This window comes from Variovorax brevis, from assembly GCF_030317105.1.
In the GTDB taxonomy this organism is placed as follows: Bacteria; Pseudomonadota; Gammaproteobacteria; order Burkholderiales; family Burkholderiaceae_C; genus Variovorax; species Variovorax brevis.
Window position 1 is genome coordinate 736087 of record NZ_JASZYG010000004.1, and the last position, 24873, is coordinate 760959.

At 63.2% G+C, this 24873-nt stretch carries 23 protein-coding genes; 4 read left to right on the top strand and 19 right to left on the bottom strand.

The genetic code is table 11. From position 1 onward, the window contains the following. Positions 1-88 precede the first annotated feature (88 nt). The 4 genes from QTI66_RS16225 to QTI66_RS16240 are packed head-to-tail and all read right to left on the bottom strand — an operon-like array spanning position 89 to position 3532. The gene (locus QTI66_RS16225) at positions 89-751 is read right to left on the bottom strand and encodes a cupin domain-containing protein (protein ID WP_286560825.1); all 663 of its coding nucleotides are present in this window, start codon (positions 749-751) and stop codon (positions 89-91) included. A gap of 36 nt (positions 752-787) precedes the next feature. After that, positions 788-1819, bottom strand: a complete 1032-nt coding sequence (locus QTI66_RS16230) for an amidohydrolase family protein (RefSeq protein ID WP_286560826.1) — start codon at positions 1817-1819, stop codon at positions 788-790. A 41-nt stretch (positions 1820-1860) separates the two neighbouring features. After that, positions 1861-2538 carry an RraA family protein gene (locus tag QTI66_RS16235; protein WP_286560827.1) on the bottom strand — a complete coding sequence of 226 codons (678 nt, stop codon included), beginning with the start codon at positions 2536-2538 and terminating at the stop codon, positions 1861-1863. 25 nt (positions 2539-2563) lie between these two features. Then, positions 2564-3532 (bottom strand): Bug family tripartite tricarboxylate transporter substrate binding protein, encoded by a 969-nt coding sequence (locus tag QTI66_RS16240; RefSeq protein ID WP_286560828.1) that lies wholly within the window; start codon positions 3530-3532, stop codon positions 2564-2566. A gap of 101 nt (positions 3533-3633) precedes the next feature. Here QTI66_RS16240 and QTI66_RS16245 point away from each other — a divergent pair, with 101 nt between their 5' ends. The 3 genes from QTI66_RS16245 to QTI66_RS16255 all read left to right on the top strand — a co-directional run bounded on the left by QTI66_RS16245 (position 3634) and on the right by QTI66_RS16255 (position 5992). Beyond that, on the top strand, positions 3634-4377 hold the full coding sequence (locus tag QTI66_RS16245; protein ID WP_286560829.1) for an IclR family transcriptional regulator: 744 nt from the start codon (positions 3634-3636) through the stop codon (positions 4375-4377). A 268-nt stretch (positions 4378-4645) separates the two neighbouring features. Then, positions 4646-5020, top strand: a complete 375-nt coding sequence (locus QTI66_RS16250) for a hypothetical protein (protein WP_286560830.1) — start codon at positions 4646-4648, stop codon at positions 5018-5020. A 240-nt stretch (positions 5021-5260) separates the two neighbouring features. After that, the gene (locus QTI66_RS16255; protein ID WP_286560831.1) at positions 5261-5992 is read left to right on the top strand and encodes a DUF6920 family protein; all 732 of its coding nucleotides are present in this window, start codon (positions 5261-5263) and stop codon (positions 5990-5992) included. Here the strand turns inward: QTI66_RS16255 and QTI66_RS16260 are convergent. From QTI66_RS16260 to QTI66_RS16330, 15 genes are all read right to left on the bottom strand, one after another. After that, positions 5974-8049, bottom strand: coding sequence for an acyl CoA:acetate/3-ketoacid CoA transferase (locus tag QTI66_RS16260; RefSeq protein ID WP_286560832.1), 2076 nt, complete (start codon positions 8047-8049; stop codon positions 5974-5976). The genes QTI66_RS16255 and QTI66_RS16260 overlap by 19 nt on opposite strands. Before the next feature lie 16 nt (positions 8050-8065). Beyond that, a complete protein-coding gene (locus tag QTI66_RS16265) occupies positions 8066-8848 on the bottom strand; it encodes a 3-hydroxybutyrate dehydrogenase (protein WP_286560833.1) in 783 nt (260 codons plus the stop codon). Between the two features lie 65 nt (positions 8849-8913). Beyond that, positions 8914-9552, bottom strand: coding sequence for an EthD domain-containing protein (locus QTI66_RS16270; protein WP_286560834.1), 639 nt, complete (start codon positions 9550-9552; stop codon positions 8914-8916). Between the two features lie 20 nt (positions 9553-9572). Next, positions 9573-10268: an EthD domain-containing protein gene (locus QTI66_RS16275; RefSeq protein ID WP_286560835.1), complete on the bottom strand. Its 696-nt coding sequence runs from the start codon at positions 10266-10268 to the stop codon at positions 9573-9575. A gap of 16 nt (positions 10269-10284) precedes the next feature. Beyond that, a complete protein-coding gene (locus QTI66_RS16280) occupies positions 10285-11460 on the bottom strand; it encodes an NADH:flavin oxidoreductase/NADH oxidase (RefSeq protein WP_286560836.1) in 1176 nt (391 codons plus the stop codon). Between the two features lie 66 nt (positions 11461-11526). Beyond that, positions 11527-12753, bottom strand: a complete 1227-nt coding sequence (locus tag QTI66_RS16285; protein WP_286560837.1) for an MFS transporter — start codon at positions 12751-12753, stop codon at positions 11527-11529. An 11-nt stretch (positions 12754-12764) separates the two neighbouring features. Next, positions 12765-14036: a fumarylacetoacetase gene (fahA, locus tag QTI66_RS16290; protein ID WP_286560838.1), complete on the bottom strand. Its 1272-nt coding sequence runs from the start codon at positions 14034-14036 to the stop codon at positions 12765-12767. Beyond that, entirely contained in the window at positions 14033-15337 is a 1305-nt protein-coding gene (gene hmgA / locus QTI66_RS16295) for a homogentisate 1,2-dioxygenase (RefSeq protein WP_286560839.1), read from the bottom strand. The genes fahA and hmgA overlap by 4 nt, the downstream gene beginning before the upstream one ends. Before the next feature lie 204 nt (positions 15338-15541). Next, positions 15542-16501 carry an MBL fold metallo-hydrolase gene (locus QTI66_RS16300; RefSeq protein WP_286560840.1) on the bottom strand — a complete coding sequence of 320 codons (960 nt, stop codon included), beginning with the start codon at positions 16499-16501 and terminating at the stop codon, positions 15542-15544. Positions 16502-16530: 29 nt separating this feature from the next. After that, positions 16531-17241, bottom strand: a complete 711-nt coding sequence (locus QTI66_RS16305; RefSeq protein ID WP_286560842.1) for an ABC transporter ATP-binding protein — start codon at positions 17239-17241, stop codon at positions 16531-16533. Between the two features lie 14 nt (positions 17242-17255). Further along, complete coding sequence (locus tag QTI66_RS16310; protein WP_286560843.1) at positions 17256-19037, bottom strand: branched-chain amino acid ABC transporter ATP-binding protein/permease; 1782 nt, start codon at positions 19035-19037, stop codon at positions 17256-17258. Then, a complete protein-coding gene (locus tag QTI66_RS16315) occupies positions 19034-19957 on the bottom strand; it encodes a branched-chain amino acid ABC transporter permease (RefSeq protein WP_286560844.1) in 924 nt (307 codons plus the stop codon). The genes QTI66_RS16310 and QTI66_RS16315 overlap by 4 nt, the downstream gene beginning before the upstream one ends. 57 nt (positions 19958-20014) lie before the next feature. Continuing rightward, complete coding sequence (locus tag QTI66_RS16320) at positions 20015-21211, bottom strand: ABC transporter substrate-binding protein (protein WP_286560845.1); 1197 nt, start codon at positions 21209-21211, stop codon at positions 20015-20017. 70 nt (positions 21212-21281) lie between these two features. Then, on the bottom strand, positions 21282-22058 hold the full coding sequence (locus QTI66_RS16325) for an SDR family NAD(P)-dependent oxidoreductase (protein ID WP_286560846.1): 777 nt from the start codon (positions 22056-22058) through the stop codon (positions 21282-21284). Between the two features lie 27 nt (positions 22059-22085). Beyond that, positions 22086-23846 (bottom strand): FAD-dependent oxidoreductase, encoded by a 1761-nt coding sequence (locus QTI66_RS16330; RefSeq protein WP_286560847.1) that lies wholly within the window; start codon positions 23844-23846, stop codon positions 22086-22088. A gap of 132 nt (positions 23847-23978) precedes the next feature. Between QTI66_RS16330 and QTI66_RS16335 the strand changes: the two genes are divergently transcribed. Then, complete coding sequence (locus QTI66_RS16335) at positions 23979-24800, top strand: IclR family transcriptional regulator (protein WP_286560848.1); 822 nt, start codon at positions 23979-23981, stop codon at positions 24798-24800. The last annotated feature ends 73 nt before the right edge of the window (positions 24801-24873 follow it).

The following is a 24873-nucleotide window of genomic DNA, read 5'->3' on the forward strand; positions in this document are numbered from 1 at the left end:
ATCCGTTGGTGAACACTCGCTATTTGAAATCTTTTCATGAGCACCATGTCAGTGATCCTGCGTTAGGGAATGCACTCTGCGGCGATACCTATTCTCCACGTCGCGCGGGTTTGGACAAGTACTCCCTGGACTGCGCCTCGCTCTTGGTCGGCGTCACCTTGTCGGGGTCGATCCGCACCATGAGGTAGTCGATGTGGTCGTCGATCTTCGTGAACCAGTGGCCGGTGCCTGCCGGTATCACGACGACGTCGCCAGCCTTGATGTCGTACGCGACGCCATTGCGAACCTCGGAGCCGTTGTTGCCGGGGCCGTTCTGCAACACGACGGTTGGCATCGTGGCGGGGCGCCGTTCCCTGTTCAGGATGTCCGGACCCAGCACCAGCGTCGCGGAGCCCGAGATCACGTGATAGACCTCGCTCACGTGGTCGTGCTCCGCGACCGAATTGGGTGACGGCTTGTCCAGCTTGCCACGATGCACGCGGCCGATGCCGACGTTGGACTTGCCGATGTCGACCGCCCGCACCTGCTGATCGACAAGCTTCTCCTTCAGGGCCTTCTGCGCGTACGCATTCATCTCCGACGCCGGGATGTAGGTGCCCGGGCACATGGCGCAGGTCGGCTGCGGGTCGGTCGGATTGACGCGCGCCGTCGGCGAACTCTTCGATGTCGCGCAGCCGCCCAGTGCGAGCAGCGAGGCCAGGCTGTATGTTGCGAAGCGCCGCGTCGCGAGGCTCGGGCTTTTGAAGTTCATCTTCTTTGTCTCCTGGGGTGGTTTCTGTTCAACGCGCTACGCCGTTGCCAGGCCCTGCCGTGCCTTCAGGCGCTCGGCCAATCGAGGATAGACGCGCAACGCATTGCCGCCCAGCACCTTGGCCCGATGCTCAGGGGTGAGCCAATCGACCGCGTCGATGTAGCGCTTGGTGTCGTCGTAGTGGTAGCCCGTGCGCGGATCGATGCCCTTCACCGCGCCCACGATCTCGGACGCGAACAGAACGTTGTCGGGCGGCACCACCTCCAGCAGCAGTTCCACGCCCGGCCGGTGGTACACGCAGGTGTCGAAGAACACATTGCGCATCATCTCCTCGAGCGGCGGCCTCTTGAGTTGGTCCGCCAGCCCGCGATAGCGCCCCCAGTGATACGGCACCGCGCCACCGCCGTGCGGGATCACGAAGCGCAAGGTCGGGAAGTCCTTGAAGATGTCCGACAGAAGGAACTGCATGAAGGCCGTCGTGTCGCCGTTCAGGTAGTGCGCGCCCGTGTGGTGGAAGTTGGGGTTGCAGGAACAGCTCACATGCACCATCGCCGGCACGTCGAGCTCCACCATCTTCTCGAACAGCGGATACCAGTGGCGCTGCGTCATCGGCGGGTCGGTCCAGAAGCCGTCGGTCGGGTCGGGGTTGACGTTGCAGCCGACAAAGCCGAGTTCCTCCACGCAGCGCGTCAGTTCGTCGATGCAGTTGGCCGGGCTCACGCCGGGCGACTGGGGCAGTTGGCAAACGCCGACCAGTTCGTCGGGAAACATCTCCACCGCGCGGTGGATCAGGTCGTTGCAGGCCCGGGTCCAGTGCTGGCTGGTCGTGGCGTCGCCGACGTGGTGCGCCATGGCGCCCGCGATGGGCGAGAACAACGTGACGTCCACGCCGCGCTCGCGCTGGATGCGCAACTGGTTCTGCTCGAGCGACTCGCGGATCTCGTCGTCGCTGATGAGGAAGTCCGGCGCCAGCGCGTGGCCGGATGCGAACGCGGCCGTCTGCCGCTCGCGGTAGTCTTTCAGCGCGGCTGGCGCTGTGGTGTAGTGACCGTGGCAATCGATGATCATGGTGTGCGTCTCTGATGGAATGAAAGATGAAGCGGCCGGGTTCAGGCCTCGAAGTAGCAGCCGAGCTTCGTGAGCTGCGCGCGATAGCCGGCGGCGTTGTTGTCGCCCTGGCCGATGGCCGCGAAGGTCTCGCTCTCGTGCTTGAACTTGGCGGCCGCCTTGGCATGCAAGGCCTCGACCGAAGCGCGTGAGACGCAGACGAGGCCGTCTTCGTCCCCCACCATCAAGTCGCCCGGGCAGATCACCATGCCGCCGACAGAGATGGGCGTGTTGACCTCGCCCGGACCGTTCTTGTACGGCCCTTGATGCGTCACACCGCAGGCATACACCGGAAAGTGTTGCTGCCGGATCCAGCCCGAATCGCGCACCGCACCGTGGATGACGATGCCCGCGAACTTCTTGGCAATGCAGTACGCCAGCATGCGCTCGCCGATGATGGCGTTGGTGAGGTCGCCCCCTGCATCGACCACGATCACGTCGCCTTCGACCGCCATGTTCAGCGCCATGTGCGTCATGAGGTTGTCGCCTGGTGCGCTCTTGACCGTCACCGCAGGCCCGCACAGGACGCCGCCCGCGTGCATCGGCCGCAGCCTGGCGCTGCCCGAGTTGAGGCGCGACATGGAATCGCTGATGTTCGCCACCGGGATGGACCTGAATTTGTCGACCCATTCCTTGTCAACGGCGTGGCGGCGCTTGAGAACCTGAAAACCTGGTTGCATGGCTGTTCCTCGATTCGGTGGCGCGTTACTCGGCCGTCAGATTGAACTGGCGCGCGACGTCGACGTAGCTCTTCAGTTCGGTCTGGAAGAACGGGGCAAAGGTGGCGGCGGGCATGGGTGCGGGTTCGATGCCGAGCTTGTCGAGAGAAGCGGCCACGTCGGGCTGCTTCATGACCACCTGGATCTCGTCCGAGAGGCGCTGGACCACCGCGGCGGGCGTCCTGGCCGGCGCGAAGACGCCCCACCATCCGGTGCCTTCGAGATCCTTCACGCCGGCCTCCTGCATCGTCGGCACCGACGGCAGATGCCCGAAGCGGGTGCTGCCCGACACCGCCAGCGCGCGCAGCTTGCCGCTCGCGATGCTCGGCAGGACTTCGCTGGTCGTCTGGATCATGTAGGTCAGTCGCCCGGCGATCAGGTCGGGCATCGCTGCCGCGCCGCCCTTGTAGAGAACCTGGACCGGGTTGGTGCCGGTGTTCTTCGGGAAGATCAGGTTGGTGGGCGAGCCCGCGCCCACTGCGCCGTAGGAGGCTTTGTCCGGGTTGGCCTTCATGTAGTCGACCAGTTCCGCCACCGTCTTGAACGGCGACGATGCCGGAACCACGAGTACAAACGGCGCCTTGCCTGTGCGGGCCACGGGAACGAAGTCCTTCGACGCGTCGTACGGGATGACCTTCATCGTCGCCCGGTTGAAGGCGAGGAAGGTCGCGCCCATCAGCACTGTGTAGCCGTCGGGCGCCGCCTTGGCGACCGCGTCCGCGCCGATGTTGGCGTTGGCGCCGGGTCGGTTGTCGATGATGACCGGCTGCTTGAGCCGCGCGCCCAGGTGCGTCGCAACGACGCGTGCAATGTTGTCGACCCCGCCACCAGCAGCGTACGGAACGATCATGCGGATGGGCTTGTCGGGGTAGTCGGCGGCGGCCGATGGAAATGGAGCGAAGAGGCCCGAGGCGGAAATCCCGAGGCTTGCGAGGATGGCGAAGCGCCGATTCATGGTGTGTCTCCTTGACGTCCGGTTGCTGTGGAACGAAGGTTAGGGATACCCGGCCATCACTACAATTTCGGTTCACCAGGTGGACCGATGGAGGTCGAAGTATGAGCGTTAACCCTGACTCGACCGTGCTTTCAGCGTCGCGCGCGCTCGCCATCCTCGATGTCTTCACCGTCGAAGAGCCGCACCTGGGTTTAAGCGAAATCGGCCGGCGTGTGAAGCTTCCGAAGGCCACGGCGCTCCGGTTGCTGAAGACCCTGGCGTCGAGCGGCTATGTGGCGCAGAACGAGCGTGCCGAATGGCGGCTCGGCCCGGCGACGGCTTCGCTTGGCGCGCGCTACCAGGTGTCCTTCGACATCCGGGCCAACATCGAGCCCGCCCTGCGCAAGCTTTCCGATGCCACGGGGCACGACGCATCGTTCTTCGTGCAGGAGGGAGACAGGCGCGTGCGACTGGTCAAGGTCATGTTCCCCGATGCGCGGCACAGCAACGCACGCGTCGGCGAGTCCATGCCACTCGACCAGGGCGCGGCCGGCAAGGTGATGCTGGCCGCGATGGGACAGCGCGGCGAAATCTACGATCAGATCAGGGCGCGCGGGTTTCACGTGACCGTTGGCGAGGCCAAGAAGGCATCGGCGAGCATTGCGGTGCCCGTGTTCGGCAGCCGCTGGCGCGTCGTGGGCGCGCTGTGCATTGGCGCGCCCGCCGAAGGCAATGTCGCAGACAGGCTGGCAAAACTCGCCCCACGATTGAAGCGCGCGGCGGAGTCGTTGTCAGCCTCGCTCAGCTATGACGACGATTCTGCTGTCCAGCGGGTGACGATGGCGCGGTCGACGTGGCATCCGTAGTCATCAGCGCGTGTCACGCGACCTGATACTTCAAGGCGCGCGAGTAAGACTTGGACCACTACGTGCTCCACCGCACCGACGCGGGACAAGCCGACCCGTATAAACGCGGCAGAGGTTGGGCGCGACAGCTGGCGGCCTCTGCGAGCGAATCGGGATGCAAGAGCAACAGGCCTTGTCTTCCGGTCCGGTGCGCCGCTACCGAAGCTGTTGGTGGGGCACCTTTTCCCCAGCAGCTTCGATGGCCGGCGGCAGCCGGCAAAAGGCACCCATGAACGACATGACCCAACCCTTCACCAAGCTGGCCTCGGCCAATGCGGCGCTCTTGACGAACTTTGCGCAGTCGCCGGCAATGTTCGAAATGACAAACGCCACAGTCCGGAAGTACTTCGAGCTGGCACAGCAATCCTTCGGGCGCGTCGGCGTCTCCGACGTCTACACGGACCTGATCCGCAAGCTCACAGAGAACTACTCGACGTTTGCGCGCGAGTACACGGCAAGCCTTATGGGCTGGTCCACGCAGGGGCAGAGCCTGATGGCGCAACAGGCTCAGGCAGCGTCGGATCTCCTTGCGGAGTCGGGCAAGGCGACGGCGACCGCGATGGAGCGGACGTCGGACACAGTCAAGCACTTGCGAGCCAGATAAAGTCGATCCAGCGGGGGCGGCGATCTGAACTCGTGTCGGCCCACCAGGAGCACCCGGCCTGGCGGTGAGATTCCTTCGTGAACTGACGCAACCCGAATGACGTGGCTCCTGTGGCTCGGCTTGGTTCCTTGCTTGCTCGCGGGTGCTGCAGTCGGCCTTTCCGCGTATGGGTCGCGACGGTGGGCCGCCACCACACGGAATCTGACCAGCCGGCTCGAGGCGGCCCGAATCGACGAGAGAATGCAGCCGCTGTCTGCGGCGCGATACCACGCGCGTGAACTCGAAGGCCTGCCTGCGCCCGTGCAACGCTACTTCCGGGCAGTGCTGAAGGACGGCCAGCCGATCATCTCCGCCGTCACCGTCGAGGTTGCCGGCACCTTCAACCTGTCCGCCACGCGGGAGCAGTGGAGGCCGTTCACATCGCGGCAAAGAGTCGTCACCCATCGTCCCGGCTTCCTGTGGGACGCCCGCGTCTCAGTGCTTCCGGGTTTGACAGTGCGCGTGTACGACGGCTACCTCGGCGGCGAGGGCCAGCTGCGCGCAGCGGTTCTGGGCTTGTTCACCGTCGCCGACCTCCATGGTGGAGGCGAGATTGCCCGCGGCGAGCTGATGCGCTTCCTTGCCGAAATGGCGTGGTATCCGACCGCGCTGCTGCCCAGCCAAGGCGTGCGATGGGATGCGCTCGATGACCGCTCAGCCTATGCCACCATCGCGGACGGGCCGCTCACGCTGACCCTGCGTTTTCGCTTTGACGACGACAGCCTGATCGACTCCGTGCGCGCCGAAGCGAGGGGCGCCATGGTTGGGAAGAAAATGATCATGATCCCTTGGGAAGGCCGCTGGTCGAACTACCAGGTGCGCGACGGGATGAGGGTGCCCATCACGGGCGAGGCGGCATGGCTGCGCCCGGAAGGACGGAAGCCGTACTTCCTGGGCGCCATCACGGCGCTGACCTACGAGTTCTCGCCGTGAGACCGCAGCTTGCGATGGCGGGCGCGGCCGCTGGCGCGATCGGGTGACGGGCTCTCGACCAGGGGCAACGCTGCGCGCGCCTCTTCTTCGGTCTCGAACACATGCGGTGCCAACTTTCGCTTCGACAGCGCCTCCCCAAGCTTGGCGCGCAGGAACGCACTGGTGGTGTAGCGCGTCACATCGACATACCAGCGCTGGACGATCTCGCTGACGCTCTGAACCCAGGCATCCTCGATCTCGCGGTCCAGCACGAAGCCTTCGTAGTTGACGATGGCGTGCACGCGCCGGCCCAGGGGTTCGCAGATCGCTTCGATCTGTTGAGCCATCGCTTCGACCGTCTCCAGGGACTTCACCTCAAAGCGCTCCAGATTGATGAAGAGCACGTTTTTCGCTGCGTCGTAGACAAAGCGGGATTCGAAGGGCAAGTGCACAAGGTGCTTGCGCAAACCCATCGGCTCTGGATGGAAGATGCGCGCGTCCATCGTCACGGACCGGCCCATGACCGGCTTGAAGTCCATGCGGTCCAGGATGTCGCGTTGCAGGTCGACGCCCGGCGCGATCTCCACCAGTTCCAGTCCTTCAGGGGTCAGCCGGAACACGCAGCGCTCCGTCACATAGATCACCTCCTGGCCGCGCGCTGCGGAATGGCTGCCCGAGAAGGTGCGGTGCTCGACCATCGGCACGAACTTGCGCGTGTTGCCATCACGCTCGATCACCAATCGACCATCGCGCACCGCGATGTCCGATGCGCCGGAGGTAAAGGTTCCGGCAAACACAACCTTCTTCGCGCACTGGCTGATGTTGATGAAGCCCCCTGCGCCGGCCAACCGCGGCCCGAACTTCGACACGTTGACGTTGCCTTCGACGTCGGCCTGCGCCAGGCCCAGGACCGCTACATCCAAGCCACCGCCGTCATAGAAGTCGAACTGGTAGGGCTGGTCGATGATGGCCTGCGCATTGATGGCAGCGCCGAAGTTCAGGCCACCGGCAGGAATGCCGCCGATGACACCCGGCTCGGCCGTCAGGGTGAAGAGATCGGCGATCTTCTCTTCCGCCGCGACGCACGCAATGCCTTCTGGCATGCCGATGCCGAGGTTCACGACGCTGTTGGAGCGCAATTCCATGGCTGCTCGCCGCGCAATCACCTTGCGCACACCCAGATCAAGGGTTTCCGCATCGGTTGACGGCACGCGCATCTCGCCGGCAAAGGCCGCGCTGTAGGCAGTGCCGAAAGTCTGGTGATGGTTCTCCGGCGAGGCGACGACCACGCAGTCGACGAGGATGCCGGGGATCTTCACCTGGCGTGGGTTGAGCGATCCGCGTTCCGCAATGCGCTCGACCTGCACGATCACCAGGCCACCGCTGTTGTGGGCGGCCATGGCGATGGACAGCATCTCCAGCGTCAGGGCCTCGCGCTCCATCGTGATGTTGCCGTCGGCATCGGCTGTCGTGCCGCGCACGATCGCGACATCCACGGGAATCGCCTTGTAGAAGAGAAACTCTTCGCCGCCGATGTTCATCAGCGTGACCAGGTCATCCTTTGTGCGCTCATTGAGCTTGCCACCGCCATGGCGCGGGTCGACGAAGGTGCCGATGCCGATGCGGCTCAGGTGCCCGGGCTTGTTCGCTGCGGTATCGCGAAACAGGTGCGTGATCACGCCTTGCGGCAGGTTGTAGGCCTCGATGTCGTTGTTGACGGCGAGCCGTTGCAGCTTTGGGACGAGCCCCCAATGCCCGCCGATCGCGCGCCTCACCAATCCCGCATGCGCGAGGTGGTTGAGGCCACGCTCCTTGCCATCGCCTTGCCCTGCGGCATACAGCAGGGTGAGGTCGCGCACCTTCTCCTGCGTGCCATCCTCGCTCGACTCCTCCAGGTAACGCGCCTCCAGAGCGCATGCCACTTCCTCGGCAAAGCCGATTCCGACGAAGCCGCCAGTCGCGACCGTGTTGCCGGGTCGAATCAGGCGCACGGCTTGCGCGGCGCTGACGATCTTTCCCCGGCCGGCCGATCGCAAGGGGCCGGCGAAGCGGCCCGGTATTTCAAGGTTGGCATCCATGGCGATGGCTTTCCAGTCAGCGCGCGGTCCAGCCGCCTTCGATAGGCAGCGAAATGCCGGTGATCGAAGACGCGCCCGCAGAGCACAGGAAGAGCACGAGCTTGCCGATCTCGTCGACCTCCACAAAGCGACGATTGGGCTGCGATGCCAGGATGACTTCGCGAACGACCTGCGCTTCGCTCATGTTGTGGACCTGCGCCTGGTCCTTGATCTGCCCCTCGACAAGGGGTGCCTTCACATAGCCCGGGCAGATCGCGTTGCAGGTGATCGCGGTTTCGGCGACTTCAAGTGCAACGGTCTTTGTCAGACCCACCACGCCGTGCTTGGCGGCCACATAGGCGGATTTGAACGGTGATGCCACCAGCCCGTGGGCCGACGCAATGTTGATGATGCGGCCAAAGTTTCGCGTCTGCATGCCCGGGAGCGCCGACTTGATCGTGTAGAAGTTGGAGGACAGGTTGATCGCCAGGATCTGCTCCCACTTGGCGCCCGGAAAATCCTGCACCGGCGAAACGAACTGGATGCCCGCGTTGTTGACCAGGATGTCGAGCTGGCCGAAGTCGCGCTCAGCATCGCGCACCATGGCCTCGATCTCGTCCGGCCTGGACATGTCGGCGCCGGAGTACAGCACCTTGACGCCGGTGCGCTCGACCAAGCCCGCGCGCATCTTTTCGATCTGCTCCGGATCGCCAAATCCATTGAGCATGACGTTGACGCCTGCTTCCGCCAGCGCCGTGGCAACGCCCGCGCCGATGCCGCTGGTCGAGCCGGTGATGAGTGCCGATTTGCCTTTCAACATGTCATGCTCCTGATGTGATTGAACGAAACGTACCGCGACGCGCAACAAAGCTGATTGGTAGCGCGCTAACGGATGGAAAGCTCGTTGATGAGGTAGGCGACCGCGTCGCTCACGTGGCCCTCAATGAAGCGCCGCAATCCGGATGAAGGTTCGAATGCCTCGTGAGCCTTCGCTACGCTCTCGAGCCAGACGCAGATGAAGCCGGTCGGTGGGTTCGGCTCTGCCCACAAGCGCTCGCGCCTGGCCGTTGAAGCCGTCCAGTTCAGTGCCACCCTGGTGTTGGTTTCGTCGCCGATCCGAAGCAGTTCACGCCAAAGCGATTCACGCGATTGCGAGGAGGCATGAAAGGGAACGATGACCTTCACCGCCCGTTCGGCGGGCTCCACGCCGTCCGTTTCCACCACGCACAAAGTCCAGCCTTTCAGGAAGATCGGTTCATCGGCGGGGATGAACTTCTGGCCGACCGGGGAAGCCTGCGCCAGCCGCATGGCTTCGGCACCTTCGAAGTACAGCTCAACGATGCCATCCACGTCGAAGGCCGGCCTGTCACCACTGGCCCAAAGTACCTTGTCCACGCGGTTGTGCGTGTATTTCGCGATCCCGTCCATTCCGAGCGCCAGGGCGGCATGCGGGCCAGCCCAGTAGGCCCTGAAGTCGGAGGTCGACAGGCCTTCCTTCTTCGCCAGCAAGGTCATGCGCTTCATTGCGTTTGTCTCCCTGTACATCAGACGATCCGGCGTTCCGCGACCAGGAAAGCGGTGATGTCTCCCAGGAAGGTCTTCGCATGCGCCATGGCGGATTGGCCGGGGGGCGACGCGAAAGCGTCCTGCAGCGTCTGCTCGTCCTTGAACCACAACTCCACAATGCCGTCGATGGGCAGGGCGTCATAGTCGCAAGGCTTGCCCTTTTCGCGCTCCCGGGCGACCACGACGTTCTGCCGATAGCCGCTCACTCCGGGCATCTTGCGCACCAAGTCCCCATGGATTCGCCATTCGCGCCGGAAGTCGTCTTCGCTCAATGACGGTAGCCGCTTGATGACGGAGATGCGCTTCAGCAGCCTGGCCCGCTCCTCCTCGTCCGGCAGCGGAATCACGACCGATTGCTCCGCTGTGACGATGTGCAGTGCCCCCAGGAAGTGGTTCTCGTCCTTGATGAGTTCAGCAGCCATGTCGCTGTCGTTGAACGCGTGGTTCGCCCTTTGCATGTCGTCGAACCAGAGTTGCGAGAACCCGTCGAAGTCCCACACGCCGCGAGCAAAGTCGATGCCTCGTTGGACACGATCGATGACGGGGTTCTGCCAGTACTCGCGCAAGTTGGGCGCCCGCCTGGCCAGTTCGCCGTGCTTGCCCTTCCAGTAGGCGTTGAACTGGTCGAACGTCCAGTCCGCCTTCTTGCGGATCAATCCCATGCGTACATTCATGATGTGCCTCCGTGGACTATTTGAGTGGTGAGACGAGAGCGTCCGCTGCCTGTGCGCGGGCACGTGCAAGACCCGGTGCCCGCTTGGCGAGCCAAACGCCATGCCTGAGCGGCCAGCGCTCATAGCCGGGATCCACGCCCAACGTCAGTGCGGCGTGATGCGTCCAATAGGGATCAAACAAGGCCTCGCGGCCGAGAGCGATCAGGTCGGCCTTGCCTTCTGCGAGTACTGCCTCTGCCTGGCTCGCGTCGACGATCATTCCGACCGCCTGGGTTTTGATGTTTGCCTCGTTGCGAATTCGCTCCGAGAACGGCACCTGGAACCCCAGACCACGCGGCACCGGCAGCGCGCGGGTCTCTTCCGTCAATCCACCGGACGAGCAGTCGATCACGTCGACACCGCAACCGGCAAGTTCGCGAGAGAGCACGATCGAGTCCTCGAGGCTCCACCCGTCCACGCTGCCATCAACTGCCGACAGCCGGCAGAAGAGCGGCTTGTCCGCCGGCCACGCCGCACGGACCCTGCGCGCAATTTCGAGCGCCAGTCGCATGCGGCCTGCAAGGTCGCCGCCCCATTCGTCTTCTCGATGATTTGAGTTGGGCGACAGAAAGCTGGCGATCAGGTAGCCGTGCCCGAAGTGAAGTTCCACGACGTCGAATCCGGCCTTGTCGGCACGAACGGCGGCATCGACAAAGCTCTGCACGACATTGGCGATGCCGTCGTTGTCAAGCGCATGGGGAGCGGACCAACCCGGCCCCGCCGCCACCGCGCTCGGGCCAAGCCGCTCCCAAGGTTCTGCATCTGCTGCGAGGCGCGATTCCGAAAGCGCCGCCCCGCCTTCCCATAAAGGCTGGCTGCCCGACTTGCGCCCCGCGTGAGCCAGTTGCACCCCGATGGCGCTTCCGTTGGCGTGAACGAAGTCCACAACTTCCTTCAAGGGCTGGATCTGGCTGTCTTTCCACAGACCCAGATCGGCCGTACCGATCCGTCCACGGGGATCGACGGCCGTGCTCTCCGTGAGGATCAAACCAGCGCCTCCCAGGGCGAACTTTCCGAGATGCACCATGTGCCACGGCGTTGCGTGTCCCGCCTCGGCCGCGTGCTGGCACATGGGGGAGATGACGACACGATTCTTCAACTCCAGTTCGCGTAGCCGGATGGGTTGAAAAAGAAGGGGTTCATGAGATTTCATGGCAAGGGCTTTATGAAGTAATCAGGGTCATCTGGACGGCAGCTGGATTGATTTCGGCCTTGGACATCAGGCCTCCTTCGATTGCCTGTGGTGCCGCCCAACCAGGATCGCAAACGCGCCTCCGAGCAAGAGCAAGCCGAGGGCAGATGTGGCGAACACGATGGATGAAGAAAGCCTGTCAACAATCCAGGCGGCAATCAGGATGCCCACCGACTGACCCAGGAACAGAACGCATGCAAAGAGCGACACAGCCGTGCCACGCGCAGCAGGCGCCATCTGGGTGGCATTGGTTTGCAAGGTGTTGTGCAGTGCGTAGAAGCCGAACCCCCCGACCAGGCAGGCCGGCAGCGCAAAAGGCCAGGACGGTGCGAACGCGATCGTTGCAAACGCGACTCCCATGCACGTTCCTCCCAGCTTCGCCAGCCCTGGCTCCCCGAGGCGATGCACCAATGCGCGGGCGAACCGGCTATACAGGAGTCCACCAGCGCCGTAGAGGGCGACGATGGCACCCGCTTCAGGCATCGTGAGATGGAAAGTCGCGTGCAGGTGAAAGGGGATGAAGGCAAGTGCGCTGAACGCCAACGCCCCTTCGATGCACGCGATGACCAGAACCAATCTTGCCCACGGTCTTGAAAGGACTTCCAGCACGCGGCGTCCAATGCTCCCGGAAGCCGCACTTGTGGAACGCGAAAGTCCAAGCGCCTTTTTTGTCAGCATGGATCCAGTGATCAGGAAGATCACTGAAAGAACGGCGAAGGCTGATCGCCAGCCGAACAACTCGGAGATGAGTCCACCGAACCACTGGCCGCAGATCATCCCGAAGACCGTAGCGCCGAGGAGCCTGGCCAGGACCTCCTGGCGAGCATCGTAGGAAACGCTGTCGCCAATCCACGCCATCGTGAGCGGAATGATTCCGGCGGCTGCCATCCCGGTCAAAACGCGGCTGGCGATCAGCCAATCCAGGCTGGGCGACAGGGCTGCCGCCACGCTTCCGAACGTGCACGCCAGTGTTGCAAAGCCGACCACGCGTGCCTTGCCGATGCGATCCCCCAACGGCCCGTAGAAGAGCTGAAGGACACCATATGCCACAGCGAAGCCCGAGATTGCACGAGCGGCCTGTCCCGTCGTCGCCATGAACTCTGTTGCCAGCGAGGGAAGCATGGCATCGCAGATCCGCATGGATGCCATGCTCGCAAAGGCACAAAGGCTGAGCAGCCAGAGCGTTCCCGAATCAAGGGAGTGATTGGCCATGGATGCATTTACTCCGCCGGGGAAAGCCGCGCTCGCGTTCATGGCCACCTTCTTCACTTCGCTTCGACCGTGCCGACCACTTCGCCCAACCCGATGCGAACAGCCCCGTCGCGTTCGCACCATCCGCGCATGATGAGCGAGTCACCATCCTCCAAAAACGTCCGCGTCTCACCATTTGGAAGTTCGATCGGCTGCTTGCCGCCGTTGGTGAGTTCCATCAGCGAGCCGGCCTCGTTGGCATCGGGGCCAGACAAGGTGCCAGATCCAAGCAGGTCACCTGACTGCAGGTTGCATCCGTTGACCGTGTGGTGGGCGATGAGCTGCGCCGGTGTCCAGTAGGCCGCCCGGTTGCTGTTGGTCCGCGACAGCCGCGCAGGTGCCTCACCGGCTTCGCGCATCCTGGCTGTCTGCAGCAGCACTTCCAGTTCGATGGAGAACGCCCCCTTTGCACGGTTGGCCTTCGAGTCGAGGTACGGGAGTGGCTGCGGATCGCCCGCCGGGCGCTCGAAGGCCACGCGAAACGGAGCCAGCGCCTCGGTCGTCACCAGCCAAGGAGAAACCGTGCTCGCGAAATTCTTCGACAGGAAGGGCCCGAGCGGCTGGTATTCCCACCCCTGGATGTCGCGCGCCGACCAGTCGTTGAACAAGGTCACACCGAACAAGTGGGCATCCGCCGCACCCATATCGATCGGCTTTCCTCGATCATTTCCCTGACCAACGAACCATCCGAGCTCAAGCTCGTAGTCGAGGCGCTTGGAAGGCCCGAAACTGGGAGCCTCGGCGTCAGGCGCCTTTGTCTGCCCTTGCGGGCGAGTGAAGGACTCGCCGCTGACGCCGATCGATGAGGCGCGCCCGTGATAGCCAATCGGCACCCATTTGTAGTTTGGAAGCAGCGGGTTCTCGGGGCGAAATTGCTTGCCGACGGTGGTCGCGTGGTGGACGCTCGTATAGAAGTCCGTGTAGTCGCCAATGCGGCAGGGGACATGCATCGTGGCTGCCGACTGGCTGACCAGCGCGGCCTCCCATTCCGATTGGCTCGCACTGCCTTCGACCAAGCCACGTGAAATCAATGAGCGCAGCGCGGATCTTTTCTCGGGGGTTGCGGCCATCAACGCGTTGAGGTCGTCCGTGTCGATCAATCCCGCCTTGCGCAGATCGAGGATGCGATCGCCGATGGCAACACCGATGCGTGGCGCGGTATCCGGCCCAACGCTGAAGCGGCCGAATGGAAGGTTCTGAATCGGAAAGTCGCAGCCCGCTTCATTGGCTGAAGTGACCCAACTGCGCAGCTTTGGGTCATGGGTGGCGTCGAGGGTGTAGTTCATGGCTTGAATTGGTCGTTGAGGCCGGCCCAGCAGTCGGCGTAACTTTGGTCGAGCGAGGGGCTCTGCATCGCGAACCCGGTCGGAATGAATCGATAGCGGCTTTCGAACATGAAGGCCAGCGTGTTGTCGAGCTTCTGCGGCTTGAGGTCGGCGTGGCTCGCCTTGTCGAAGGCTTCCTCGTCGGGGCCGTGCGGCACCATGCAGTTGTGCAGGCTCGCGCCACCGGGCTTGAAGCCGCCCGGCTTGGCGTCGTATTCGCCGTAGACCAGGCCCATGAACTCACTCATGAGGTTGCGGTGGTACCAGGGCGGGCGGAAGGTGTCTTCCATCACCAGCCAGCGTGGTGGGAAGATGACGAAGTCGCAATTGGCCGTGCCGGGCGTGTCGCTCGGCGAGGTGAGCACGGTGAAGATCGACGGATCGGGGTGGTCGAAACTGATCGACCCGATGGTCATGAAGTTTGCCGTGTCGTACTTCACCGGCGAGAGGTTGCCGTGCCACGCGACCACGTTGAATGGCGATTGCTTCGTTGGGGCCGACCAGAAGCGTCCGCCTGATTTCTTGACGAGGTCGTAGCCAATGCTTGCATCCTCGAAGGCGGCGACCGGGGCTTGAAAGTCACGTGCGTTCGCGAGGCCGTTCGAGCCGATGGGGCCCAACTCGGGCAGCCGAAACTGCGCGCCGTAGTTCTCGCACAGGTAGCCGCGCGAAGGGCCATCGGGCAACGCGACCTTGAACACGATGCCACGCGGCACCAGCGCGATCTCCCCAGGCTTGACGTCGAGCACGCCCATTTCTGTGGTGATGACCAGCCGACCCTGTTGCGGCACGAAAAGCATTTCGCCGTCGGCATTGACGAAGGCGCGGCGCGTCATCGAGCGGCTTGCGAGGTAGACGTGCGCGGCGATGCCTGCTTGCGCCTCGGTGTCGCCGTTGGCAGCCAAGGTGTGAACCCCATCAATGAAATCCACGTCAGCGTTGTCCAGTGGAATTGGCGCCCAACGAAGCGGCTCGGGTGGCAGCACGATCTCGCGATCGGCACCTGTTTTCCATTGCACTTGCGCATAGGGCTTGTAGCGCCCGGAGACCACGGAGGGCTGGCGGCGGTACATCCATGTACGGCGGTTCTCGTGGCGCGGCGCCGTGAAGGCGGTGCCGGAGATCAGTTCCGGATACAGGTCGAAGGGCGCACGCTGCGGACTGTTGCCGCCTTGCGGCAGCGCGCCGGCGACGGCCTCGGTTGCGTACTCGTTGCCGAAGCCGCCTTGATAGCGCAGTTCAGCGGCGGATGCATTCGTCATGGTGTCCTTCCGAAGATCGTTGTGTTCAAGCGGCCAAGCTCGTCACGAGCTGTACTTCCTTTGGGATGAGCACATCCCCGCGGCCGGCGAGGCCACTTTTCATTTGCTGTGCGAAGAGATCGCGGGGTCCAGGTCCATTCGCACGCTGAGCCGATCGCCCTGCAGCGCAGCGGATCGCCCCGCGCGGGTTCTACAGATCGAGGATCAGCTCTCGAGCGTCTTCCACATTTCGACATCGCGCTCTGCAGTCCAGATGCGCGGGTCGACGTACTTCGTTGCTTCGTCGTAGCAACGCGTGACGTCGAAGGGCATGCAGTGGTCGAAGATCACCCAGTGGCCATACTTGGGCTTCAGCGCCGCAAAGGTGTCCTTGTAGATCGTGTTCAGATCCTTCCCGGCGGACACACCTTCCTGCACGTTGGCATAGACGTCGGAAATGAAGTCGCGCGTTTCCGTCAGGCCCTTCGCCACGTCTTCGGGTGTGGTCAGAGCGGCACCGCGGCCGGGCACCAGGGCCTTGGGCTTCAGCGCAGCGAGGTTGTTCAGCGTTTGCGGCCAGTCCTTGAAGTACGCATCGCCGGCATACGGCGTGGCGCCGAATTCGACCAGGTCGCCCGACAGCAATGCGCCTTCGCCGGGCAGCCAGACCACCGTGTCACCCTTGGTGTGGCCGCGGCCCAGCTGGAGGAGCTGGACTTCAAGCTTGCCGAGCCAGAGCGTCATCTTGCCGGTGAAGGTCATGGTTGGCCAGGTCATGCCGGGTGGCACGGTCTCGACGCCCGCGAACAGGCGCGGAAAGCGGCCGATCTCGCTGGCCTTGTCCTGCTCGCCACGTTCGACGATGAGGTCATATGTGTCATGGCTGGCCAGGATGTGTTCAGCTCCATAGGCACTGGCACCGAGCACGCGTACGGCGTGGTAGTGGGTCAGCACGACGTACTTGATGGGCTTGTCGGTCACCTCGCGGATGCGGCGTATCACGTCCGCTGCCATGGCGGGCGTGGCCTGCGTGTCGGCCACGAGCACGGCGTCGTCGCCGATGATGATGCCGGTGTTCGGATCGCCCTCGGCTGTGTAGGCCCAGGCGTGCTCCGAGATCTGGCTGAAAGTGACTTGCTTCTCTTCGACGTCAGCGTGGCTGGCGAATTTCTTGGTTTGGCTCATGGGGAACTCCTTGTGTGGACGTGAAATGTTCAATGGGTACCGAGGTAGGCCGCTTTGACCTTGGGATCGTTGAGGAGCGCGCGACCGGTGCCCTCCGCCGTGATGTGGCCTGTTTCGAGTACGTAGGCACGATCGGCCACGCCAAGCGCCTGCTTGGCCATTTGCTCGACGAGCAGGATGGTCAGCCCGGACTCGCGCAGCTGTCGGATCGCGTTGAAGATGTCCTTGATGATCAAGGGCGCGAGGCCAAGCGAAGGTTCATCGAGCAGCAGCAAGCGGGGGTCGCTCATCAGCGCCCGTGAGATCGCCAGCATCTGCTGTTCGCCACCCGACATGGTTCCGGACAACTGGTTCTGACGCTCCCGCAGGCGCGGGAACCGCTTGAACTCGCGCTCGATCGCAGCTTCCGTTGCCGCTGGATCCTTCTTGCGCGAATACGCACCGAGCATCAGGTTCTCGCGGACCGTCTGGTCGGCGAAAACGCCCCGGCCTTCCGGCGACATCGCGACGCCAAGCCCTACGCGCTCATGCGCCTTGACCTTCGTGATGTCCTTGCCATCCAGCTTGATGGTGCCCGCAGCAACTGGCTCCAGGCCGCAGATGCTCTTGAGCAAGGTGCTCTTGCCGGCACCGTTGGCACCGATGATCGTGACCACCTCGCCCTGCCGGACTTCCAGGCTCACGCCCTTGACGGCTTCGATCGCACCGTACGCGACCTTGACTGATTCGAGTTTCAGCATATTGGCTCTCCGGTTCAGGCTGCGCAAAGCGCTTGTTCTTCAGGCTCGTCGACGCCCAGATAGGCTTCGACAACACGGGGGTTGGCCTGCACTTCGGCGGGCTTGCCCTCGGCGATCTTGATGCCGTAGTCCAGCACGATCACGTGATCCGAGATGGACATCACGAGGTCCATGTGATGCTCGACCATCAGGATGCTCACACCGCACTTGCCAATGCGCACCAGCAGTTGACCGAGTTCGGCGGTCTCGTGGGGGTTCAGGCCGGCTGCGGGCTCATCGAGCAAAAGCAGTTGGGGCTCGGTCGCCAGTGCACGTGCCAGTTCAACGCGGCGTTGCAGGCCGTAGGGGAGGCTGCCTGCCGGATGGTGCGCCAGATGCAACAAGTCCACCAGGTCCAGCAGTTGAAGGGCGCGGGCACGTGTTGCCGCTTCCTGCTTTCGAGCTCCGGGCAGCGCGAGCAACGACGCGAAGAAGCCATTTGTCATCCGGCTGTGGCGGCCAAGCATGACGTTGTCCAGCACCGACAGGTCAGCGAAGAGTCGCAGGTTCTGGAACGTCCGCCCCATGCCCATGCAACAGATCGAGTGCACCGGCTTCCCAGACACTTCCTGGCCGAGAAACTGGATCGAGCCCTCTGTCGGATCGATCAGACCCGTCAGCATGTTGATCATCGTGCTCTTCCCTGCCCCGTTCGGTCCGATCAACGCGTGGATGTGGCCGCGCTGAAGCCTGAACGAGACGTCCTGGGCCGGCTTGACGCCGCCGAAGTTCTTGGTGACGCCCTTGACGACCAGCAGTTCACCCGTGGCTTCGGGGCCGATGCGTGTGGGCGCCGCTGCAGCGTTCGACGCTTCAGGCGCTTTGGCCGATCGCCGGAACCAGGTCGACAGCAGCCCCGTCACACCACCCGGCATGACATACAGGGCGAACAGCAGCAGGAAGCCATACAGGAAATGCTGCGCGGAGGGCCAGCGTGCCAGAGCTGCATCAATTGCGGTAAGAACCACGGTGCCAACCAGCGGGCCGTACTGCGAACCAGCGCCGCCGAAAAGCACCAGCAGGAGAATGAAGATCGACAGGTGGAAGGTGATGAAGTCGGAGTTGATGTACTGGTTCTGTTGCGCCACCAGTGCACCCGCGATGCCGCAGGTGACTGCCGCCACGACGAAAGCGATGACCTTGGCGCGGTAGACGCGAACACCGACCGAGGACGAGGCAATCTCGTCCGCCTGCAACGACTGCAATGCCCGGCCGAAGCGGCCCTGCAACAGATTGCGCAGCAAGAGATGCGTGACAGCACAGAGGGCGATGGCAAACCAGACCCACTGCTCCGTCGTGAGGGGTTGGTCATTCCAGGTCAAGGCCTTGATGCCGTAGATCCCTTGTGCACCACCGAACACATCGGTCCACTCGCCCACGAGCTTTTCCACGACGATGCCGAATGCCAGCGTCACCATGGCGAGGTAAGGCCCCTTCACTCTCAGTGACGGCAAGGCGATGAGGACACCACAAACCGCGGAGATGCCGGCCGCAGCCACCAGTGCGAGCCATGGGTTCATTTCTGTCCGCGTCGTCAGCAGCGCCACCGCATAGGCGCCTGCAGCGAAGAGACCTGCCTGGCCCAGCGACTTCTGTCCGGCGTAGCCCACCAGCACGTTCATGCCGGCAGCGCAGAGGTAGTAGACGCACATCATGAAGACGATGCGCAGGTAGTAGTCGTTTCCGAACAGGGACGTGATGCCGATCAGGGCGGCGGCGGCGAGCACGACGCCCACGAGATGTTGACTGCGCTTCATACCTTCTCCACCAGTTTCTTGCCGAACAGTCCGGTCGGACGGAACGCGAGGACCAGGATCACCAGTCCGAAGACGGCCACCTCGCGCCACTGGGCCTGCCACAGGTTGACCAGCGATTCGAAGACACCGAGGACGAAGCCGCCAATGACGCAGCCGCGGGGATTGCTCAGGCCGCCGATCATGGCGCCGGAGAAGCCTTTGAGGCCGACCGTCAGGCCCATGAAAAGCGAGGCTTGTGCGATCGGCGCGAGAAGGAAGCCGGAGAGACCGGCGAGAGCCGAACTGATCACGAAGGCGCCGATCATCACCGCGTTCGTGTTGATGCCCATGAGGCTCGCGACGTTGCCGTTGGCTGCGACGGCGCGCATGGCCTTGCCCACCATCGTCTTGTTCATGACGAAGTCGAAGCCGATCATGATGACGACGGCGACGGCCAACGTCAGGAGCTCCTGCGGACGCACGCCGACACCGAGCAGCCGGATCACCTCATCGCCCACCGGCCCAGGCACCACCACGGGCTTGGGTCCCCAGATGGCCAGGCCGATGCTCTGCAGGATGACGCCGAAGCCCAGGGTGCTCATGACCCAGGCCATGCCGGGTCGCCCCGCAAAGGGCCGCACACCAATCGCATAGAGCAGCCATCCGAGAAGGCCCATGACCCCGAGTGCCGCCGCAAGGGCCAGCAACTGGGCGCCTGCGCCGGGAAGTGCCTGGCCGAATGTGGTCGAGGTCACGGGAACGCCAATGACCAGGAAGAGCGCGCTCATGCCGATGAATGCGCCTGCCGACACGAACTCTCCGTGAGAGAAGTTCAGTGTCTTGGTTGTGGTGAATGTGATGCTGAAACCCAGGGCGACCAGCGCGTAGGCACCGCCCACGGCCAAGCCACTGAGAATCGCTTGCAAGAGCGCCTCTGTCATAGATACCTCCGGGATGTTGACCGGGCTGCGGGATGCAGCCCGGATACGCGTGGTGCGTTACTGCTTGAAGTCAGCGGTTGCCAATGCGCCGACGATCGGGTCTGTGTACGGCAGCAGCTTGCCGTCCTTCCAGCGAATCCACACCAGGTCCTTGGCCATCAGGGCTTCGTGATTGGTCTTGCTGAATGGCTTGTCATAGGTCTTGAGCACGCCCGGGACAGGGGTCTTCAGATCTTCCAGCGCGAGGCGAACGGCCGGTCCATCAAAGCTGTTGGCTTGCTTCACTGCGGCGGCATAGATCAGGACCGAGTCGTAGCCATGCAGCGCAAAGGAGAACGAGCCTGGCGCCTTGAGCTTGGGGCCGACGCGATCGAACAGCTTCTGCTGCGCGGGCGTACGGGTCTCGCTGACCGTGCGCATGAAGATGGGCTTCTCTGCCAAGGTCTTGCCTGCCGCGTCGTAGAAGGTGATGTTGTCTGCCGCCCACGAAGTCAGGACCAACGGGAAGTAGTTGATCTTTTCCATGCTGCGAACCAGTTGGGCGATCGGGGTTCCCTGTGCCCACACCACCACGGTGTCGACGCCCGCGGACTTCAGCTTGCTCAGCTGGGAGGTCATGTCCGTATCACCGACACCGAAACGCTCGGTCGCCGCGATCTTGATGTCCTGCACCTTGGCGAGTTCTTCCATGTCCTTCAGGCCCCCTTGGCCGTAGCCCGTGGTCTCGGCCATCAAGCCCACGACCTTGGACTTGTCCGAATTCTTCTTGACGTAGGCCATGAGCGCGGCGACCTGCTCGCGGTCCACCATCGAGACACGGAACATGTAGTTGTCGGCGCCCGGGCTCATGGGCTTGGTGATGTCAGTGCCCGAACCCACGTTGCCGATGACCGGAATCTTCTTCTGGTTGGCGATGTGCTTCCAGGCCATCGCGTTGCCGGAGTTCGTAGGCCCGAACACTGCCGCGACTTTCTCGCTATCGATCAACTCGCTCATGTTCTGGATCGACTTCGGGGGCGCCGAAGTGTCGTCCCGGGTGGTGAGCGACAGCTTCTTGCCAAGGACGCCACCGGCCGCATTGATGTCGGCAATCGCCGCCTCCATGCCCAGTACGGCTGCCTGGCCACTCTGCGCAGATGGCGATGCAGAAAGGTCGCCGTTGTAGCCCAACTTGATGTCCTGGGCACTCGCAGCAGCAGCTGCAACGATGCTTGCAGTCAGGACTGCCCGCTTGATGAACGTAGGAATGCTCATGGCTGTCTCTCTTTCTTTAAGAACTCAGCGAGTTCAGGGTTTCGACTGGGAAGGGAATGAACGTTGGTGGTCAGGAGGCAAGGAAGCCGCCGTCGATCGGGAGGGTTACGCCTGTGACGTAGCTGGCCATGCTCGAGGCCAGGAACACCACAGGGCCGACCAGTTCTTCGGGTTGGCCGACGCGCTGCATCGGCGTGCGCAACATGAACTTGTCGAGGCGGTCCGGCGCTTCCCGCGTGTAGGAGGTCATCGGCGTCTCGATGACACCTGGCGCAATCGCGTTGACGCGGATGCCATCCTTCGCCAGTTCCACAGCGAGCGCTTGCGTCATGAGCTTGACCGCGCCCTTGGACGGGGAGTAGCCCACGACATTGGGGATTCCGGTGCTCGAGGCGATGGAGCCCACATTGATGATCACGCCCCTGGTTTCTTTCAGCGCATCCAGCCAGGCATGCGTCGGAAGGAAGGTACCCATCACGTTCACGTTCAGCGTGCGCTCCAGGTTCGAGGCAACCTTGGGGCTGTCCAGGCCTTCGCGAATGATGATGCCGGCGTTGTTCACCAGGATGTCGATGTTTCCGACTTCGTTGGCCACGGTGTGTGCCAGTGCCTGACATGCATCTTGCGAGGTCACGTCCAGCTTGTAGGCGACGGCTTTTCCGCCCGCAGCGTTGATCTCGGCGGCGACTGCCTTGGCGTTTTCATCGTTCAAGTCCGTCACGACGACTTGGGCGCCCGCTTTGGCCAGGCCCTTGGCAATAGCCTTGCCATTGCCCTGCCCCGCGCCGGTCACCAGCGCGATGCGTCCGCCCAAGACTTGAGGCGCCATCAGTTCAGTGATTTCCATTTGTCTGGTCTCGTTGATTTGGGGGATTCAGGCCGCGTGAACACGCTGGCGTGGAACAGCGAACTGAACGACATCAGCGGCCGCGGGTTGCTTCGCCTGGTTGGCAAGCGCGTTGCCGACGACGTAGCCGAAGGTCAGCGCCGGGCCGAGCGTGATGCCGGCCCCGGGATAGTTGCCACCCATGATGCTGGCGGCGTCGTTGCCGACGGCATAGAGACCCTTGACCGGTTGCCGAGCCTGCGTGAGGACCTGGCAAGAGTCGTCGGTCAGGAGACCGGCGAAGGTGCCGATCTCACCGACAACGATCTTGATTGCGTAGAAGGGACCCTGATGAACGGGCGCCATGCAGGGGTTCGGCGTCACCAGTGAATCGCCCTGGAAGCGGTTGTAGGCCGTGCTGCCTTTGCCGAACTTCGTGTCGATACCCTTGGCTGCGTCACGATTGAAGGATTCGACCTCCTCTTTCAGCGCCACATAGGGCACGCCGATCGTCTTGGCCAGCTCCTGAAGGCTGTTGCCCTTCTTGAGATAACCGCTTTTCAGATGCTTGCCGATGGGCAACGGGAAAGGAGCCACTGCCCCAAGCCCGTACTCGCGCAGATGCTTGTGGTCGCAAATGAGCCAGCAAGTGACTTCAGGCAAGCCCTTGCAGGCCTTCACCAGGTCCTGAATGAAATCGTGATACGACAGCGCCTCGTTCGTGAAGCGGCGGCCCTTGGGCGTGACCGCGATCGCGCCCGGCTTGGCACGGTCGATGAAGTGAGGCATGACGCCCTCGGAGCCGTCCTTGCGCTTCGTCACCGAGGTCGGGCACCAGGCAGCGGCGTTGGGAATCGTGGGGTCGACCCAGCCGCCCACGGATTCACCCAGGCGCAAGCCGTCTCCGGTGTTCAGTGCCGGCGATGGCGTGAAGTGTTCGTGGCCGGTCGGCGCATGGGGGAACAGTTGCTTGCGACGCTCCACGTCATAGGGGAAGCCACCGCACGCCAGGACCACGCCACGGCGCACGCGGATTTCGAGGGGCTTGCCGTCCTGCATGACGGTCGCTCCAACGACGGCATCACCTTCCACGATGAGCGACTTCACTGTGGAGTTCAGCCGCACCGGCACGTTGAGGTCCATCGCGGCCTTGGCAAGGCGGCCAGCCAGCGCGTTGCCGTTGGTCAGCGTCATCCCGCGGCCGTAGCGCACGACATCGAGCAGGTGTCCGCCGAAGCGCTTCGCGACGTACCAGAAGGACTCGAATGACTTGAAGGCACGCAGGAAGTGCCACAGCTCCTTGCCGGAGCCGAGCATCATGCCGAACACGGTCAGCTCTGGCACAGGCGGCGCCAGCTTGTCGATGCGGCTGCCCAGTTCCCGCCCGTCGAACGGCCGGGTCACCATGGACCGGCCGCCCGGCTGGCCGCCCGGCGCTTCGGCGTGGTAGTCGGGAAACACCGGCGGCATGTCGAACTGCACGCAGGTGTTCCCGGTGAAGAAGTCGAAGGCCTTCGGTCCGTTCTCGATGAAGGCGTCGACGCGCGCGGCGTCGAAATGGGTGGTGGCCTCGTGCTGCAGATAAGCGCGGGCGGCGCCAGGGGCTTCGTCGATGCCCTGCTCTTTAGCGAGCTTGGTGCCGGGGATCCACAGCCAGCCACCTGAGCGTGCGGTGGTGCCACCGTAGACCGGCGCCTTGTCGACGACCAGCACCTTGAGGCCCTGGTAGGCCGCGGTGACCGCCGCCGACATGCCGGACGCGCCCGTGCCAACCACCAGAACGTCGTACTCCGTTTCCTGCGTATTCATTAACCGGTACTCCTTGATATGGGCCGCGGTGTGGACCCGATGGCGTTAGTATCTCGCTAACGCATCTATCCTATACTAATGGTTTACCCTAGGCTAATGAAGTTGTTAGAATCTAATTGTTAGGAGACACGTATGGCCGAACTTGAAAACGAAGGCAATGAATCGGGTTCCGAGAAGGAACGCAGGGGTATCCAGTCCATTGAGGCTGGAGGGCAATTGCTGCTTGCGCTGGGGGCCCAAGGTCGCCCCATGCCGCTAAGGGAACTCGCCAAGGCCGCCGACATGGCGCCGGGGAAAGCCCACCCCTACCTGGTGAGCTTCGCCAAGCTGGGGTTGGTGACGCAGGAGGCTTCGACGGGCTACTACTGGCTCGGGCCGACCGCCATGCAACTGGGCCTGGTCACGCTCAGGATGCTCAATCCCGTTCGCGAGGCCACGCCCTTCGCGGAAGCGTTGGCAAGGGAGACCGGTCACAGCGTTGCGCTATCGGTCTGGGGCAATCAAGGTCCGACGATCGTGTATCTCTTCGACGCGATCTACCCGCTGCACACCAACATCCGCACGGGCACCGTGATGTCGTTGGCGGGCACAGCTACGGGCCGCCTTTTCGCCGCCTATCTGCCCCCCAAGTTGATCGAGGAATCGCTGCTCGAGGACGAGCGTCGACTCGGGCCGGACATTGCCACGCCCATCGAGCGCGGCGATTTCCAGGGCATGTTGAATGAGGTCCGCAAACACGGCGTGTCTCGCTCCATCAACAACCCGACACCGGGCGTCAGCTCTTTTGCTGCGCCTGTCTTCGACTATTCGGGAAACATCGTCCTGGGCGTCACGCTCATGGGCCGCTCGCGATCTTTCGATACGGACTGGACGGGCTTGCAGGCAAGGGCAGCAAAAGCATGTGGCGTCGAGGTTTCCAGGCGCTTGGGTCATCAAACGCTTCGCACCGGTTGAGGTTCGGCCATTCGCCAGCGGCGATTCGGATGGGTCTTTGACCTTCCCCAGGTCAGCAAGCCTCTGAAACCGG

Coding starts and splice junctions, on each gene's coding strand:
- QTI66_RS16225 (WP_286560825.1), bottom strand. CDS start 751: ATGAACTTCAAAAGCCCGAGCCTCGCGACGCGGCGCTTCGCAACATAC.
- QTI66_RS16230 (WP_286560826.1), bottom strand. CDS start 1,819: ATGATCATCGATTGCCACGGTCACTACACCACAGCGCCAGCCGCGCTG.
- QTI66_RS16235 (WP_286560827.1), bottom strand. CDS start 2,538: ATGCAACCAGGTTTTCAGGTTCTCAAGCGCCGCCACGCCGTTGACAAG.
- QTI66_RS16240 (WP_286560828.1), bottom strand. CDS start 3,532: ATGAATCGGCGCTTCGCCATCCTCGCAAGCCTCGGGATTTCCGCCTCG.
- QTI66_RS16245 (WP_286560829.1), top strand. CDS start 3,634: ATGAGCGTTAACCCTGACTCGACCGTGCTTTCAGCGTCGCGCGCGCTC.
- QTI66_RS16250 (WP_286560830.1), top strand. CDS start 4,646: ATGAACGACATGACCCAACCCTTCACCAAGCTGGCCTCGGCCAATGCG.
- QTI66_RS16255 (WP_286560831.1), top strand. CDS start 5,261: ATGCAGCCGCTGTCTGCGGCGCGATACCACGCGCGTGAACTCGAAGGC.
- QTI66_RS16260 (WP_286560832.1), bottom strand. CDS start 8,049: ATGGATGCCAACCTTGAAATACCGGGCCGCTTCGCCGGCCCCTTGCGA.
- QTI66_RS16265 (WP_286560833.1), bottom strand. CDS start 8,848: ATGTTGAAAGGCAAATCGGCACTCATCACCGGCTCGACCAGCGGCATC.
- QTI66_RS16270 (WP_286560834.1), bottom strand. CDS start 9,552: ATGAAGCGCATGACCTTGCTGGCGAAGAAGGAAGGCCTGTCGACCTCC.
- QTI66_RS16275 (WP_286560835.1), bottom strand. CDS start 10,268: ATGAATGTACGCATGGGATTGATCCGCAAGAAGGCGGACTGGACGTTC.
- QTI66_RS16280 (WP_286560836.1), bottom strand. CDS start 11,460: ATGAAATCTCATGAACCCCTTCTTTTTCAACCCATCCGGCTACGCGAA.
- QTI66_RS16285 (WP_286560837.1), bottom strand. CDS start 12,753: ATGAACGCGAGCGCGGCTTTCCCCGGCGGAGTAAATGCATCCATGGCC.
- fahA (WP_286560838.1), bottom strand. CDS start 14,036: ATGAACTACACCCTCGACGCCACCCATGACCCAAAGCTGCGCAGTTGG.
- hmgA (WP_286560839.1), bottom strand. CDS start 15,337: ATGACGAATGCATCCGCCGCTGAACTGCGCTATCAAGGCGGCTTCGGC.
- QTI66_RS16300 (WP_286560840.1), bottom strand. CDS start 16,501: ATGAGCCAAACCAAGAAATTCGCCAGCCACGCTGACGTCGAAGAGAAG.
- QTI66_RS16305 (WP_286560842.1), bottom strand. CDS start 17,241: ATGCTGAAACTCGAATCAGTCAAGGTCGCGTACGGTGCGATCGAAGCC.
- QTI66_RS16310 (WP_286560843.1), bottom strand. CDS start 19,037: ATGAAGCGCAGTCAACATCTCGTGGGCGTCGTGCTCGCCGCCGCCGCC.
- QTI66_RS16315 (WP_286560844.1), bottom strand. CDS start 19,957: ATGACAGAGGCGCTCTTGCAAGCGATTCTCAGTGGCTTGGCCGTGGGC.
- QTI66_RS16320 (WP_286560845.1), bottom strand. CDS start 21,211: ATGAGCATTCCTACGTTCATCAAGCGGGCAGTCCTGACTGCAAGCATC.
- QTI66_RS16325 (WP_286560846.1), bottom strand. CDS start 22,058: ATGGAAATCACTGAACTGATGGCGCCTCAAGTCTTGGGCGGACGCATC.
- QTI66_RS16330 (WP_286560847.1), bottom strand. CDS start 23,846: ATGAATACGCAGGAAACGGAGTACGACGTTCTGGTGGTTGGCACGGGC.
- QTI66_RS16335 (WP_286560848.1), top strand. CDS start 23,979: ATGGCCGAACTTGAAAACGAAGGCAATGAATCGGGTTCCGAGAAGGAA.